Source organism: Mameliella sp. AT18, from assembly GCF_028807275.1.
In the GTDB taxonomy this organism is placed as follows: Bacteria; Pseudomonadota; Alphaproteobacteria; order Rhodobacterales; family Rhodobacteraceae; genus Antarctobacter; species Antarctobacter albus.
Genome location: NZ_JARAMO010000077.1, coordinates 1 through 14186, shown reverse-complemented (window position 1 = coordinate 14186; position 14186 = coordinate 1). Strand labels below are relative to the sequence as shown.

General features: G+C 64.9%; 14 protein-coding genes. 7 read left to right on the top strand and 7 right to left on the bottom strand.

The window, feature by feature from the left end:
• Positions 1–10 precede the first annotated feature (10 nt).
• The 3 genes from PVW46_RS10195 to PVW46_RS10185 are packed head-to-tail and all read right to left on the bottom strand — an operon-like array spanning position 11 to position 3273.
• Positions 11–496 carry a TRAP transporter small permease gene (locus tag PVW46_RS10195; RefSeq protein ID WP_069208655.1) on the bottom strand — a complete coding sequence of 162 codons (486 nt, stop codon included), beginning with the start codon at positions 494–496 and terminating at the stop codon, positions 11–13.
• Between the two features lie 36 nt (positions 497–532).
• Positions 533–1672, bottom strand: coding sequence for an FAS1-like dehydratase domain-containing protein (locus tag PVW46_RS10190; RefSeq protein ID WP_069208656.1), 1140 nt, complete (start codon positions 1670–1672; stop codon positions 533–535).
• 41 nt (positions 1673–1713) lie between these two features.
• Positions 1714–3273 carry an acetate--CoA ligase gene (locus PVW46_RS10185; RefSeq protein WP_069208657.1) on the bottom strand — a complete coding sequence of 520 codons (1560 nt, stop codon included), beginning with the start codon at positions 3271–3273 and terminating at the stop codon, positions 1714–1716.
• Between the two features lie 149 nt (positions 3274–3422).
• On the opposite strand from PVW46_RS10185, the gene PVW46_RS10180 reads away from it, so the two are divergent.
• The 3 genes from PVW46_RS10180 to PVW46_RS10170 are packed head-to-tail and all read left to right on the top strand — an operon-like array spanning position 3423 to position 5848.
• Positions 3423–4208 carry an IclR family transcriptional regulator gene (locus PVW46_RS10180; RefSeq protein WP_069208658.1) on the top strand — a complete coding sequence of 262 codons (786 nt, stop codon included), beginning with the start codon at positions 3423–3425 and terminating at the stop codon, positions 4206–4208.
• 3 nt (positions 4209–4211) lie between these two features.
• On the top strand, positions 4212–4634 hold the full coding sequence (locus tag PVW46_RS10175; RefSeq protein ID WP_069208659.1) for a PaaI family thioesterase: 423 nt from the start codon (positions 4212–4214) through the stop codon (positions 4632–4634).
• Positions 4631–5848, top strand: a complete 1218-nt coding sequence (locus tag PVW46_RS10170; RefSeq protein ID WP_069208660.1) for a CaiB/BaiF CoA transferase family protein — start codon at positions 4631–4633, stop codon at positions 5846–5848. The genes PVW46_RS10175 and PVW46_RS10170 overlap by 4 nt, the downstream gene beginning before the upstream one ends.
• A 10-nt stretch (positions 5849–5858) precedes the next feature.
• On the opposite strand, the gene PVW46_RS10165 is transcribed toward PVW46_RS10170, so the two are convergent.
• From PVW46_RS10165 to PVW46_RS10155, 3 genes are read right to left on the bottom strand one after another with little or no spacing between them, the layout of a single operon-like run.
• Entirely contained in the window at positions 5859–6911 is a 1053-nt protein-coding gene (locus PVW46_RS10165) for an ABC transporter substrate-binding protein (protein ID WP_069208661.1), read from the bottom strand.
• Positions 6908–8305 carry a sensor histidine kinase gene (locus PVW46_RS10160; protein WP_069208662.1) on the bottom strand — a complete coding sequence of 466 codons (1398 nt, stop codon included), beginning with the start codon at positions 8303–8305 and terminating at the stop codon, positions 6908–6910. The genes PVW46_RS10165 and PVW46_RS10160 overlap by 4 nt, the downstream gene beginning before the upstream one ends.
• Positions 8298–8969: a response regulator transcription factor gene (locus PVW46_RS10155; RefSeq protein WP_043144862.1), complete on the bottom strand. Its 672-nt coding sequence runs from the start codon at positions 8967–8969 to the stop codon at positions 8298–8300. The genes PVW46_RS10160 and PVW46_RS10155 overlap by 8 nt, the downstream gene beginning before the upstream one ends.
• A 166-nt stretch (positions 8970–9135) precedes the next feature.
• Here PVW46_RS10155 and PVW46_RS10150 point away from each other — a divergent pair, with 166 nt between their 5' ends.
• From PVW46_RS10150 to PVW46_RS10140, 3 genes are all read left to right on the top strand, one after another.
• Positions 9136–10113 (top strand): Bug family tripartite tricarboxylate transporter substrate binding protein, encoded by a 978-nt coding sequence (locus PVW46_RS10150; RefSeq protein ID WP_043144863.1) that lies wholly within the window; start codon positions 9136–9138, stop codon positions 10111–10113.
• Between the two features lie 84 nt (positions 10114–10197).
• Positions 10198–10629 carry a tripartite tricarboxylate transporter TctB family protein gene (locus PVW46_RS10145; RefSeq protein ID WP_069208663.1) on the top strand — a complete coding sequence of 144 codons (432 nt, stop codon included), beginning with the start codon at positions 10198–10200 and terminating at the stop codon, positions 10627–10629.
• 3 nt (positions 10630–10632) lie between these two features.
• Positions 10633–12171, top strand: a complete 1539-nt coding sequence (locus tag PVW46_RS10140) for a tripartite tricarboxylate transporter permease (protein ID WP_069208664.1) — start codon at positions 10633–10635, stop codon at positions 12169–12171.
• Positions 12172–12230: 59 nt separating this feature from the next.
• Here the strand turns inward: PVW46_RS10140 and PVW46_RS10135 are convergent, their stop codons facing one another.
• Positions 12231–13028, bottom strand: coding sequence for an IclR family transcriptional regulator (locus PVW46_RS10135; protein ID WP_052244711.1), 798 nt, complete (start codon positions 13026–13028; stop codon positions 12231–12233).
• Between the two features lie 85 nt (positions 13029–13113).
• Between PVW46_RS10135 and PVW46_RS10130 the strand changes: the two genes are divergently transcribed.
• Positions 13114–14061 carry a cupin domain-containing protein gene (locus PVW46_RS10130; RefSeq protein ID WP_069208665.1) on the top strand — a complete coding sequence of 316 codons (948 nt, stop codon included), beginning with the start codon at positions 13114–13116 and terminating at the stop codon, positions 14059–14061.
• The last annotated feature ends 125 nt before the right edge of the window (positions 14062–14186 follow it).

Genomic DNA, 14186 nt, shown 5'->3' with positions numbered 1-14186 from the left:
TGAACTGAATTCAGGTCACTGCAAGATCGCGCTTCAACAGCGCGTCATGCAGCAGCCGCAGGGCCAGAACGCCACATCCCAGGGGGATGGAGGCATAGGCCCACCCGAGCGGCCAATCGACCACCCCGTATTCCACGTCCCCGTGGACGATGGCTTCGAGGGCGAATTTTCCGGACATTGCCGTCACCGCGACGAAGAACGCCGCGGGCAACAACAAGCGAAGTTTGGAAATCACCACGCCGATCGGACCGGGAAGGCGTTCGGGAGTGAATTCCAGTGCCAGATGGCCGCCATCGCGGAAAACCCGCGACAGCGACAGGGTTGCAAGCGCCGGCATCAGGTACAGTTCGGTCAGTTCAAACTGGATCTGGACCGGGCGGTTCGCGAACAAGCGCAAGAGGATGTCCGCGTTGATCAGACCCGCGACGGCGACAAGGCTCAGACAGCCCGCCAGGTGCAGGACGTCTTCTATCTTGCTCAGAACTTTATCAAGCATCGGCCATGCCTCCCTTGCCGTTGCGGTATTCCGATCTTAGCGCTTGGGCAGTTCGACGATCGCCGAACCCATGGCCGACAGTTCGCCGTCCTGCTGTTCCGCGCGCTGCTGAATTTCCAGCAGGTAACGGCCGTTTTCCTCGAATTTCCGGATCACGGTGCCGTGGATCAGGATGATGTCACCCTCGGGGTTGTGCCGGCGGACCTGGCACTTGGCCTGGCGCAGGAAACCGTCGTCGCCCATCCAGTTGGTGACCTGGTGGGTCAGCCAGGAGGTGCGCTCGGGGCCGTAGTCATAGGCACCGGGGGCGCCGACCTCCAGGGCGAATTCCTCTTCCCAGTGAACACGCTCGGGGCAGTCCGGAATGCCGAATTTGTTCTTGGGTCCGGCGCTGGGGTGCTTCTGCTGTAGCTGCCATGCCAGCTTGTTGGCGCGGATATACAGACCGCCCCAGCCTTGGGCGTAGGCGATGAAGCCGGTGGCCGTCATCGGACCCTTGACCATGGTGGGCAGCTCTTCACCCTCGGCCACGTCGTCCCAGTAGCGGGTTTCGGCGCCGCGGACCGTCTCCTGCTCGTAGTACTTGTAGTATTCCTGCAGCTCTTCCTCGGTCCAGACACGGCGGCCTTTTTCCTTGGCCTCGGTGTACTTGGTGCCGTTCTCGCGCGCCTGGTCGCGGTCGGTGCGGAAGCACCAGCTGTCAGCATCGGCCACAAGGTCGCCGGTCGCGGCGTCGTAGAAATCGACGTGATAGATCTGCTGCACGGCGCGGCCCGCGAACCGGGTGTCATGCTCGACCAGGTCCTTGAGCACCGCCTCGGTGCGGAATTCCATGTTGCGGGTGATCGTCTTGTGCCAGTTCCAGTTGGCACCCGACCACATCGCGTGAACACCCGGCAGACCGCCGACATAGCCCGAGATGATCCGGTTGGTCGCGAAGAGGAAAGAGGGCAGGGCAATCACGTCGCCGTATTTCGTGCCCTTGGCGTAGTTCGGGTCGCACCACAGCGGGTTGTCGTCGCCGATGCCATGCGCGTAGTGGCGAATGTTGTCGCGGGTCGCCTCATAGCACCAGGGTTCGACCGTCTTCTCGATCTTCACGCCGATGCGCTGGCGCAGGTCGTCCAGCCCTTCCTGCGTGATCTTCGGGAATTTCTTGTGTGTCATGTCGTTCATCTACGTCTTCTCCTCAGAACGTCTGTCGGGTCGCGCGCGGGTTATTCCGCGGCTTCGAATTTCTTGGCTTCCTGATCGCGCAGGATCTTGCGGTTGACCTTGTCCGCCGGGGTTTTCGGCAGTTCGCTGACGAACTCGATCTGGCGGGGGTATTCGTGACGGGCGAGGCGGGCGCGAACGTGGTTCTGGATGTCCTCGACGAGGCCGTCGGTCTCTTCCGCCTTGAGAATGATGTAGGCCTTGACCACGAGGCCGCGCACCGCGTCCGGCGCGCCGATTACGCCGCATTCCGCCACCGCCGGGTGGCTGAGAACCGCGTCCTCGACCTCGACCGCGCCGATGGTCCAGCCGGCCGAGATGATGACGTCGTCCGCGCGGCCGCCGTGGTAGAAATAGCCATCCTCGTCCACGCGGCCGAGGTCCTTTGTCGGGAACCATTCGCCGCGCTTCCTGACCATCAGCTCGCCGGTTTCTCCGGGGTCCGCCGGGCTGCCGTCGGCGCGTTGCACTTCGACCTCGACGCCGGGAACGGCCTTGCCCATCGCGCCATCGCGCACTTCCAGGTCGTCGGCGCCGGGATAGTTGGCGATGATGACACCGATCTCGGTCGTGCCGTACATCGACCGCACCTTGGTCCCGAAGACCCGTTGGACGTAATGCGCGGTTTCCGAGTCGATGGGCTCTCCGGTGAAGGACAGCTTGTCGAAACTGTATGTGTAATTCTCGGCCTCGCCGGAGTTGCGCATCATCCGGTAATGCGTGGCCGCAGCGGTCAGGTTGGTGATCTTGAAGTCCTGCAGTGCCTTCAACAGGCGGACGGGATCGAACTTGCCGCTGAAGGTGCCCGTAGAAACACCCATTGCCAGCGGCGCCAACGTCCCGTGCCACAATCCGTGGCCCCAGGCCGGGGAGGAAGGACAGAAAAAGCGGTCGCCGGGACGGATGCCCGTGGCATAAAGCGCGGCCACCATCAGCGTGACGATGGACTGGTGATTGTGCTGCACCGCCGCCGGCAGGGCACGGGTCGTGCCCGAGGTGTATTGCAGAACCGCCAGGTCGCGGCCCGTTGTGTCCCAGTCAAAGGTTGCGGGCAGATCATTCAGCCCGTCCAGGAACTCCTGGTCGACGACGATGACATTCTTGGCGCCGCCTTCAACCGCTTCCGGGGCTTTCTCGGCATTGGTGAAAAAGACCTCGGGCTTGCAGTCGCCGACCCGCAGACGGATGCCGTCCGGCCCGAAAAGCGAGAACATCGGCACCGCAACCGCACCGGCCTTGATGACGCCGAAGAGCGCGCAATAGAAGGCCAGCGAGGGGTCGATCATCACCGCGACGCGGTCGCCCTTGCCAATGCCCTTTGCCGTCAGGAAATGCGCGATCTGCGACGAGCGGCGCGAGATTTCCTCGAAGCTGATGACCTCGTCGCGGCCATCCGCATGGGCCACCCGCAGCGCCACGTTGTCCCCGTCGACATGGCGGTCGATGCACTCGTGGGCGATGTTGAACCGCTCCCGTGTGCCGTCGAATAGCTCCCACAGGCGGTCCTTCGAATAGTGTTTCTTGGCGTCTTCGTACGACGTGAATTCCGTCAGGCGGGTCATTCCTGTCTGCCTCCCAAGGTCTCGTGTGCGGATCGACACGAGGTGTCCGTCCGGTTCGTTGACAACGGTAGGGATTGCAGTCATCTATTGTCAATACGCTGTTATTATTGTATATGAGCAATGAAAATCGGTGGTTCGGAGAGGTAGGCATGACCAGTGAACAGGCGGGATCGACGGCGAAACGGCAGGTGCCGGCAGTCACCAGGGCCCTTGCAATATTGAGGTTTCTGGCCCGGTCGCCGGAACCGGTGGGGGTCAACCCGATGGCGCGCGAGCTGGATCTGGTGCCCAGCACCTGCCTGCACATCCTGCGTGTCCTGCAGGACGAGGGGATGGTGGATTTCGATTCGCAGACCAAGCGCTACACGATCGGAATCGGCATCCTGCCGCTGGCCCGCTCGGCGCTTCAGCGCAACAGTTTCTCGACCCTGATCCAGCCGCAGCTGTCCGAGCTGTCGCAGAAGTTCGGCGTGACCAGCATCGCCACGCAGCTCTCGGAACCCAACCAGATGATCGTCGTGGCCCTGTCGCAATCCAGCATGCCGTTCCGGCTGCAGGTGGACCTGGGCAGCCGCTTTCCCGCGCTCATCAGCGCCACGGGGCGCCTGTTCGCCGCCTTCAACGTAGAGGATGAGCAGACCCTAAAGCAGGAATTCGACCGTCTGGTCTGGGATCATCCCCCCGCCTTCGAGGATTGGGTGCAGGAGATCCGCGAGGCGCGCGAGCGCGGCTATGCCGTCGACCAGGGCACCTATATCTCGGGCGTGACCGTCGTGGCGGTGCCCGTCTTCGGCAGCAGCGGACGCATGACGCGGTCCATCGTCGCCATCGGCATCTCCGAGCGGCTCAAGGACAAGCAGGTGCCGAAACTGACCCGGGCCATGCAGGGCATCCGGGACCACATCCAGGAATTGCAGATCGACGCGGGGAGTTGAGGCGTGACTGACACGGACACCGGGGAATGGAGGCCGCTGGAGATCAAGGGGTTCATGGCGTTGATGGGGCCCTTGCTGCGCGCGACGGATGCCGGGGACAGGGGGACATATGGCTTCCAGACCGATGACCGCCACGGCAATCATATCGGATTGGTGCATGGCGGCGTGCTGACCAGTTTGCTGGACCAGGCGATCGCCATCCTTGCCTGGAAGGCCGCCGATCGTCAGCCCACGGTCACGGTCCAGATGGACAGCCGGTTCCTGGGTGCGGCGCGGGTCGGCGACTTCCTGAAGATCAGGCCCGAGATCCGCCATGCCACCCGGTCCTTGATCTTCGTCGATGCAGAGATCCACAGCGAAACCGGGCCCGTGGCCACCGCCTCGGCCATCATGAAAATCACCTCGAAAACAGGACGCACCACATGACCGACACCCAGCCTTCCCCTTCCAGCGGACCGCTTGCCGGCATCAAGGTCCTGGATTTTTCGCGCATCCTGTCCGGTCCCTATGCCAGCATGGTGCTGGCCGACCTCGGCGCAGAGGTGATCAAGATCGAGCCGGTCGGAAAGGGCGACGAGACTCGCAACTTTCCTCCGTTCCACGGCGAGCTGAGCCATTATTACATCGCCCTGAACCGCAGCAAGAAAAGCGTCGCGCTGAACCTGAAGTCAGAGGAAGGCGTGCAGATCGCGCGCGACCTCGCCCGGCAAAGCGACATCGTGCTGGAGAATTTCCGCCCCGGCGTGATGGACCGCCTGGGCCTGGGGTACGAACAGTTGCGCCAGGACAACGCGGGCCTGATCTATTGTTCGATCTCGGGCTTCGGCGAGAACAGCCCGCTGGGTGACAAGCCCGCCTTCGACATCGTGGCGCAGGCCCTCTCCGGCGTCATGAGCGTCAACCGCGAGCCGGGACAGGCCCCGAACAAGCTGGGCGTGCCTCTGGGCGACATGGCGGGCAGCATCTTTTCGCTGTTCGGTCTGTTGGCGGCGCTGCACGAGCGCAATGTGACCGGCAAGGGGCGGCACGTCGAGGTGGCCATGCTGGACAGCCTGATCGCCTTGCAGGGATACCTGTCGCAGATCTATTTCGTCACCGGGCAAAGCCCGCAGCCTGTCGGCACGCAGCATCCCAGCATCGTACCCTACGGGTCCTTCCCGACTTCGGACGGCCATGTGATCGTGGCCTGCCTGACGGAACGGTTCTGGCACAATTTCGCACGCTGCCTGGGAGAGGACGGGTTGATCGAGGATCCCCGGTTCGCGCTCTACGACGCGCGACTGGCCAACCGCGACGCCCTGCATGAGATCATACACCGGCGGATGACCCAGGAGACGACGGACTACTGGCTGGCCCGCCTCGGCGAATATGACGTCCCCAGCGCGCCGATCCTGTCCATCGGCGACGCACTGGAACAGGCGCATGTACAGGACCGGGCTCTGGTGGAAACCGTCCGTCACCCCAGCCAGGGAGAGATGCGCCTGGTCCGTGGCCCGATAAGGTTTGACGGGGAAGGTCCCGCCGCAGCCCGCGCGCCCAGCCTGCTGGGCGAGAACACGCCGCAGGTACTGGCGGATGTGCTGGGCTACGGCCCCGAGGACATTGCCGCGCTTGCGGCGCGCGGCGTTGTCGGGTCGTGATGCCTGTCTGCTAGGGGCCGGTGGCGCGGCGAAAGGCATCGTCCCAGATGGCAAAGAGCGCCGCGCGCCGGTTACGGTCCATTGCCACCAGCAGGGCTGGCGACAGCGGAATGAACCGCCGTGCGCTGGGCGCCAGCCCATTTTCCGCGTCGTCGATGGGGCTGACCAGCCCGGCATCGGCGAGTTGTGCCTGCACGGGCGTGGACAGCAGGAAGTCCAGCAGTCGCTCGGCGGCCTCGGGCTGGCGGGCCTGCCGCGGGATCATGTAGGCGCGCGACAGGAGCAAGGTGTAATCCTCGGGCAGGATGAACCCGATCTCGGCGCTCTGATCGCCCAGAACGTAAGACCCCAGCACGTTGTAGGCCATGAGATACCGGCCCTCGGCGACGCCCCGGATGATCTCGGCGGAACAGCAGGTCGCCACCGCCTCGATCCGCGCGAACCCTTCGAGCAGAGAACCGAAACTGGTCGCTTCAAGGCTATCGGCATAGGCAAAGAGGAACCCCAGCCCCGAGGCCCCGATGTCATAGGTGGCAATGCGCCCGCGAAAGAACTCTGGCCGCGTGCGCATGGCGTCAAGCAGGGCAAAACGCGTGCGGGGCACCTCGGCCCCCGAAATCGCCGCCTTGTTGTAGACGATGACCGCCGGTTCCGTGGTGATGCCCCAAAGCTCGTTGCGCCAGCGGCGGGCCGGGGGCAGGGCGCTGGCCAGCGGTGACTGGACCTGCCGCGCGCAGGCGGCATTGACCAGCCAGACCATGTGTTGCACCGCCGAGGAAAAGACCGCATCGGCGGGCTCGCTTTCTTCACGACAACCCGCACGGCTGAGCGCGAAGAGATCGTTCGACCCCCATTGTTCATACACGATGGTCAGGTCAGGGTTCTGGTCGGCAAAGAGCCGGATCACCGGGCGCAGGATGGCGATATCGGTGGTCGAGCGCAGCAGCAGCCGGGTCTCGCCCGACCCGAACTCTGCCCTGTCCTCCATCTCTTGCGCCGCAGCCCCCGTGACGAGAAATGCAAGCGCCATAAGCCAGGGAAGAAGTGTCCTGAGGACGATCATTCCTCTGCCTCCCCCGGGGCCGCGGGCAGCACCAGTGCCGCGCGAAAGCCCTTGTCGTCGCGGGCCATCTCGACCGAACCGCCAAAGGCTGCGGCGACAGAGGTCACGATGGACAGGCCCAACCCCGTGCTGGCCTCGCCAGAGGCGCGGTCGCGGTTGAACCTGTCGCCCAGCCGTTGTGCAATTTCCGGACCGGGGCCAGGCCCGCTGTCCCGCACCCAGATCGCGGCGCTCTTGCCGGATTGGTCTGCGCCAATGGTCACCGGGGCCTTGCCATGACGCAGGGCGTTGGCCAGCAGGTTCTTGGCGGCCTCGCCCAGCGAAAAGGCATCGGCCAGGACCATGACCGGCGCATCGCTGATGTCCAGCCGCACCTCGGCGCCGGGGGCCAGGGCCTGGTGCTCGTCCCGCTCGATGATCTCCAGCGCGATCTCGCGCAGGTCGACGGGGCGGCGGGGGGCGCTGTCGGTGCGGTGGATGACCATTGCGCGGGACAAGAGCTGATCCAGCAGCTTGCTCAACGACCGGCTGCGTGCCAGCAGCCGGCCCAGCGCCCTGTCTGCTCCCTCGTTCCCGGTCTCGGCCTGCGCCGCCTCGGCCTGGACGCGGATCGCGGCGACCGGGGTACGCAACTGGTGGGCGGTGTCCGAGATCAGGTTGCGCATCGCGTCGACCTGCCGGTCGAGCCGCCCCATGAAACGATTCATCGCCCCCAGCATGACCTGTAATTCGCGGGGCAGGCGGTCGACGGGAATCGGCGTCAGGTCGTTCGGGTCGCGCAGCGCCAGATCGACCGAGATCGCCTCGAGCGGGCGCAGGGCAGAGCGGATCACGAACCAGGACATGACCAGCAACACGACGCCGGCCACGCCCATCGGCCAGAGCGCATCCCGCACCAGCCGCGCCGTCATGTCCTGCCGTGCGCGCAGGGTCTGGCCCACGATGACCTCGACCGATCCCGAATATTCCCGTTCGGCAAAGCGCCGCGTGACCTGGACAAACCGCGCCGGTTCCCCCTGCAGGGGCGCATCGAAATAGCCCGGTGCTATGCCGGCCCGACCCGGGGCCGCAATGGCCGAGGTCTCGTCCAGCCCGGTGATGAAGGTGCCGTCGGGGCCGCGCACGGCATAATAGATGCGGTCCTCGGGGGCCTGCGCCAGCAGTTCGAAGGCCGAGACGGGGAGATCGACAAAAGGTGCGCCGTTCTGGATGCGGATCGATTCCGCGATGTCGCTGGCGGCGCCCAGCAGGATGCGGTCATAGGACTGGCGCGCGGCCTGTCTGCCGTTCCACCAGGTCGAGACCGTCACCAGCAATCCGCCCAGCAGCAGGATCAGCAGCACCGCGCCCAGCACGCGGGCAACCAGGCTGCGCTGGATGCGTGCCTCAGCCATCCAGCCCGATCCGGTAGCCGACGCCGCGCTGGGTCGCGATACTGACGGGACTGTCGGCGAATTTCTTGCGCAGCCGCGCGATATACAGCTCGATCGCGTTCACGCCGACGTCGGCATCGTCGAACCCGTAGAGGGAATCGTACAGCCGGGCCTTGGACAGGTACTGCCCCTGGTGCCGGATCAGCGCGTCCAGCAGGGCCGCCTCGCGCCGGGTCAGGTCCAGGCGTTTTCCGTCCAGCGTGGCGCTGCGGTCGTTGGGCGCGTAGACCAGTGGGCCCAGCGTGATCTGCTGGGACTTGCGGTCCGCCTCGCGCCGGACCAGCGCGCGCAGTCGGGCCTCCAGCTCGCGCTGATCGAAGGGTTTGCTGAGGTAGTCATCGGCGCCCGCGTCCAGCGCCGTCACCCGGTCGTCCACATCTGCCAGCGCGGTCAGCATCAGGACCGGAGTGCGGTTGCCGCCTTGCCGGATGTCGCGCAGGTAGCCGAGGCCGGAGCCGTCAGGCAGGTTGATGTCCACGATCAGCGCGTCGTAATCCTGTACTGCGCGATAGTCGCGGGCGGCCTCGATCGTGGGGGCCAGGTCGCAGACCATGCCGGACCGGGCCAGTTGCCTGATCACGCCCTCGGCCAGATCCTCGGCGTCTTCGATCATGAGCACGCGCATCGCCGCGGCCTCCCTCTCCTGTCATTCTGTCCTATGGCTGACAGGTTCATGACAGGATCATTGGTTACACATCCACAACCCGCGGAAAAGGGCGCAGAGTCGTTCATGGCGCGGGGACCGGACCGGATGCAGAGGAGTGCGTCCGGCCAGAGTGTTGGAGGACCACATGAAATTTTCCGCAACCCGTGGCGCATTGGCCGCCTTTGTCCTGTCGTTTTCCGCCGTCGCGGCGCAGGCGCAGGAAAACCCCGAATGCATCGCCCCGGCCAACCCGGGCGGCGGCTGGGACTTTACCTGCCGCCAGGTCGGCAAGTCGATGCAGGACCTTGGCCTGATCGACAAGACCATGCAGGTCGTCAACCTCGCCGGTGGCGGCGGTGGCGTGGCCTTTGCAGAAGTGGTGAACAAGCGCAACGACGAGGATGACCTGATCGTGGCGGCCTCGACAGCGACCGCGACCCGCCTCGCGCAAGGCGCCTACCCGGGCAACACCATGGATCAGGTGCGCTGGCTGGCCACCATCGGCGCCGACTACGGCGTGATCGCCGTTTCCGCCGATAGCGAAGTCGACAGCCTGCCGGCGCTGCTGGACCAGATCAAGGCGGACCCGACCTCGGTTTCCGTGGCGGGCGGCTCGGCCGTGGGTGGCTGGGACCACCTGAAGGTCCTGATCGCAGCCAATGCCTATGGCATCAGCGACGTGCGTTCGGTCAAGTACATCGCCTTTGACGGCGGCGGCGAGGCCGTGACCCAACTGCTGGCCGGTTCGGTTCAGGCCTTCACCGGGGACATCTCCGAAGCCAAGGGCTTTGTCGACAGCGGTGACATCAAGGTCATCGCGGTCCTGTCGCCCGAGCGTCTGCCCGGCGAATTCGCCGAGTTCCCGACCGCGCGCGAGCAGGGCATCGACGCCATCGGCGCCAACTGGCGCGGCTTCTACGCCCCCGGCGACATGAGTGACGAGGCCTATGACGCATGGGTGTCCAAGATCGCCGATCTTTATGCTTCGGACGCGTGGAAAGACGTGATGGCCGCAAACGGCCTGGCCCCGCTGGACCTGCAGGGCGCCGAGTTCCAGAGCTTCGTGGCCGACTCGGTTGCGCAGATCCAGGCGATTTCCAGGGAAATCGGCATCATCAAGTAAGCGCCCGCCGCTTGCCTGATGCAGGGCGCCGCGCGGATGTGCGGCGCCCGACCTTCTACCTGACACCCGGATAAGGAGACCGCCATGAGCGATCGTATTTTCGGGGTCGTCGGCATTCTCCTCGCCATCGGCTATGTCTTTGCCGCGCTTGCGATCGAGGAAAGCTTTCTCTCGGATGCCGTCGGCCCAAAGGCCTTCCCCCTGATCATTGCCGCCATCCTGGGCCTGTCCAGCCTGGTGATCGTGCTGCGCCCGGATGCCGAGCCGCACTGGCCCGCGCTTGGCCGCCTGGTCGAGGTCTTTGCCTCGGTCGTGGTGCTGATCCTCTATGCCGAGATGCTGCCCGTCGCGGGCTTTGTCGTGGCCACCGCCTTTGCCGCCGCCTACCTGGCATGGCGCCTGGGGTCCGCACCGCTTGAGGCAGTGCTTGTCGGTGTCTGCACCTCTGTCGGCATCTACGTCATCTTTCACCTTGTTCTGGGTCTGTCGCTGGCGCGCGGGCCGTGGGGGTTCTGAAAAATGGAGATGTTTGGAAATCTCGCCGATGGCTTTGCCATCGCGCTGACCTGGCAAAACCTGCTGCTGGCGCTGCTGGGCTGCTTTCTGGGCACGATCATGGGCGCGCTGCCGGGCCTTGGCCCGTCGAACGGCGTGGCCATCCTGATCCCGCTGGCCTTCACGATGGGATTGGGCGCGACGCCTTCCCTGATCCTGCTGACCTCGGTCTACTACGGGGCGATGTACGGCGGGCGGATCTCGTCGATCCTGCTCAATATCCCCGGCGATGAACCGGCAATGATGACCTGCCTCGACGGGCACCCGATGGCCAAGAAGGGCCTCGCGGGCGAGGCGCTGTCGCTCTCGGGCATCGCGTCTTTCGTCGGCGCCTTCTTTGCCACCTGGGGCCTGATCCTGCTGGCACCGCAGCTGGTCAAGATCGCGCTGCTGTTCGGCCCGGCGGAATACTTTGCCCTCTTCGCGCTGGCCTTCATGACGCTGGGCGGCGTGTCCTCGACCAACCAGGCGAAATCGGCCTTTGCCGCCGCGCTGGGCCTGGGCCTGGCCACCATTGGTGTCGACACCCAGACCGGCGTGCCGCGCTTCACCTTTGGCGAGGTGCACCTCTATGACGGGCTCGATTTCCTCGTGGCCATCGTCGGTCTGTTTGCCTTGTCCGAGGTCTTTATCTTCCTTGAAAACCGTCACGGCGGTTCTGACGCCGAAGGCAAGAAGATCACCGTCGGCAAGCTCTATCCGCCGATGTCGATGATCAAGCAGACCACTCCCACCATGCTGCGCACCTCCTTCCTGGGCTTCCTCGCCGGGGTGCTGCCGGGGGCAGGGGCCTCGCTGGGGTCTTTCATTTCCTACTCGATGGAAAAGCGGCTGGTCGACAAGGAAGGCACCTTTGGCACTGGCGACCCGCGCGGCGTGGCCGCGCCCGAGGCGGGTAACAACGCTGCCGCCGGGGGCGCGCTGGTGCCGATGCTGGCGCTGGGCGTGCCGGGATCGGGGACGACGGCGGTTCTGCTGGCGGTTCTCCTGGCACTGAACATCACGCCGGGGCCGCTGCTGTTCACCCAGAACCCGGACGTGGTCTGGGGCCTGATCGCGGCGCTGTTCATCGCCAACTTCATGCTCTTGGCGATGAACATCCCGATGGTGGGCCTGTTCACCCGCGTGTTGATGATCCCCAGCCGCATCCTGATGCCCATCGTGGCGATGGTCAGCTTTGTCGGGATCTATGGCATCTCGGGCTCGACCTTCGACCTGCTGGTGATGATCGGCTTTGGTGTCATGGGCTGGGTGCTGCGCAAGCTGGACGTGCCGCTGGTGCCGATCATCCTGGGCACGCTGTTGGGCAACGCGATGGAAAACAACCTGCGTCGCGCGGTGACCATCGACAACGGCGACTGGTGGACCCTGGTCGACAGCCCGCTGTCCATCGGCCTCTGGGCCATCGCGATCATCGGCTTTGTCCTGCCGTTGATCATTGGCGCCCGGGTCAAGGCCAAGATGCACGCGCGCCGCGACGAGGAAGGCTCGATCAGCGACTGATCCTTGCGCAGCCTGAGACTGGAAACCGCCCGGCAACTTTCCGGGCGGTTTTTCTTTGCCTAGTTGCCCAGCAGGCGTGAAATCCGGGCCGCCGTGTCCTCCAGCGCGCGTCTGACCTCTGCGGGTACGGCCTGCCGACCCTCTGTCGCACTGGTGGCATTGATCGCGGCGACGGTCTTGCCCGACATGTCGCGCAGGGGGGCCGCGACCGATGTGATCCCCGCCTCGAAACTGCCGACCTGGGTCACCGTTTCGCTGCTGCGGTCGGCCCGCCACTGGGCCAGCAGTTCGGTCATGCCTGGCGCGGTGTTCCGGGTCGTGCGCTGTGCGTTTGCGTCGCGGTACAGCGCGATCAGCGTTTCCTCGTCCAGGTCCGCCAGCAGAACCCGCCCCATCGTTGTATTGGCGGCGGGCAGGCGGCTGCCGACATGGACGATGCTGCCAAGACCCAGCCGGCTGGGCACCCGCAACATGTACAGAACCAGCGTCCCGTCCCGCACCCCCAGGTGCGTGGACCAGTCGGTTTCGTCGCGCAGACGTTCCAGCTCGGGCAGCGCGATCTCAACCAGTTCGCGCGTGGCAAGATAGCCAAAGCCAAGCCGCATCACCGCAGGGCCAAGCGCATAGGTCTTTCGCGCCTCGTCGTGCAACAGGTATCCCATCTGCGCCAGCGTGTAGACGGACCGGAAGGCGGCGGACCGGCTTTGCCCGATCTCGCGCGCGATCTCGGACAGGGACATTTCCCGGCGTTCGGGAGTGAAGGCAGTCAGCACCTGAAGGCCCCGTATGAGGCCGGGAACAAGATAGCGATCCTCGGCGGGATCAAGGTTGGTTCGAGGCAAGCGCGTTTTGTCCATGAAACGGCGTATAGGATGTAAAACGCGGTTTTGCTACCCATATCGCATCGAATTTGAAGCGCGACACGACAAGAGGAAACACCCGATGAACATCAAGACCGATGCGGTTTCGACCCTGGCCGCCGAGCTGTCCGCCCATACCGGCCGTTTCACCGACAAGCAGTTCGACTGGAACGCCTTCCCGTCCAACGCCGGCTTCCCCGACCTGGCCCGCGCGCAGATGCGCTATATCGGCTCTGGCGGCTCGCCCAAGGTCGGTGACACCAGCACGATGAAGCCGGACAATTTCACCCTGTCGCTGATCTACAAGGAACACGGCAAGTACGCCGCCTGCCACAGCCACGAGATCGAAGAGAGCTTTCTGATCATCGACGGTGCGCTGATCGTCGGCTGGGAGCGTGACGGCGAGGTGGTCGAGGTCAACCTTGGCCCCAAGGACATGATCTTGAACGCGCGTGAAGTCGGCCACGGCTTTCGCGTCGATGGCCCCGAGCCGGTGCTGATGTCGATCTCGGTCGACGTGGGCAAGCCGCTGCCGCCGAAATACCACTACCACCCCAAGGAGCACGCCCCCGAACTGGCGCGCAGCTTTGGCGCCGAGCCGGGCAAGACCATGCCGTTCGACCCGAATGGCACGCATGAACTGCAGCAATTGATGGGCAAATTCGTCATCCGTCACGCAGAGGCGCCGACGATCTGGGAAGAGGCCGGGTTCACCCGCAAGGTCTATGTGGGCGAGGGCGGCATCGCCAACGACACCTGCCGCAAGGAAATGTGGGGCGTGCCCAGCCGCACCGGCGTGCAGGCCTTCACCCGTCCCGTCGAGGACGCGATGATGGTGATCGAGGGCTCGCTAACCGTGGGTTGGGAAGAAAACGGCGAAACCGTCGAGGTCGAACTGGGTCCGCGCGACCTGGTCAAGACGCCGGCAGGCCGCAAGCACTGGTTCCGCAACAACTCGGCCGGTCATGCGACCGTCTGGACGGTGATCGGAACCTCGTCGGACGACGGCGTGGCCTACAAGGCGGCCTGAGCCTTCCATCACTCCCTGTTTGGACTTCGGGGCGCCTTCGGGTGCCCCGCTTTTCGTTTTTCGGAGTGCTGGCCAAGGGCTGAGTGCGACTGGTGGCCCTAGGGTCAGGACTCGTTCTCTCTCAA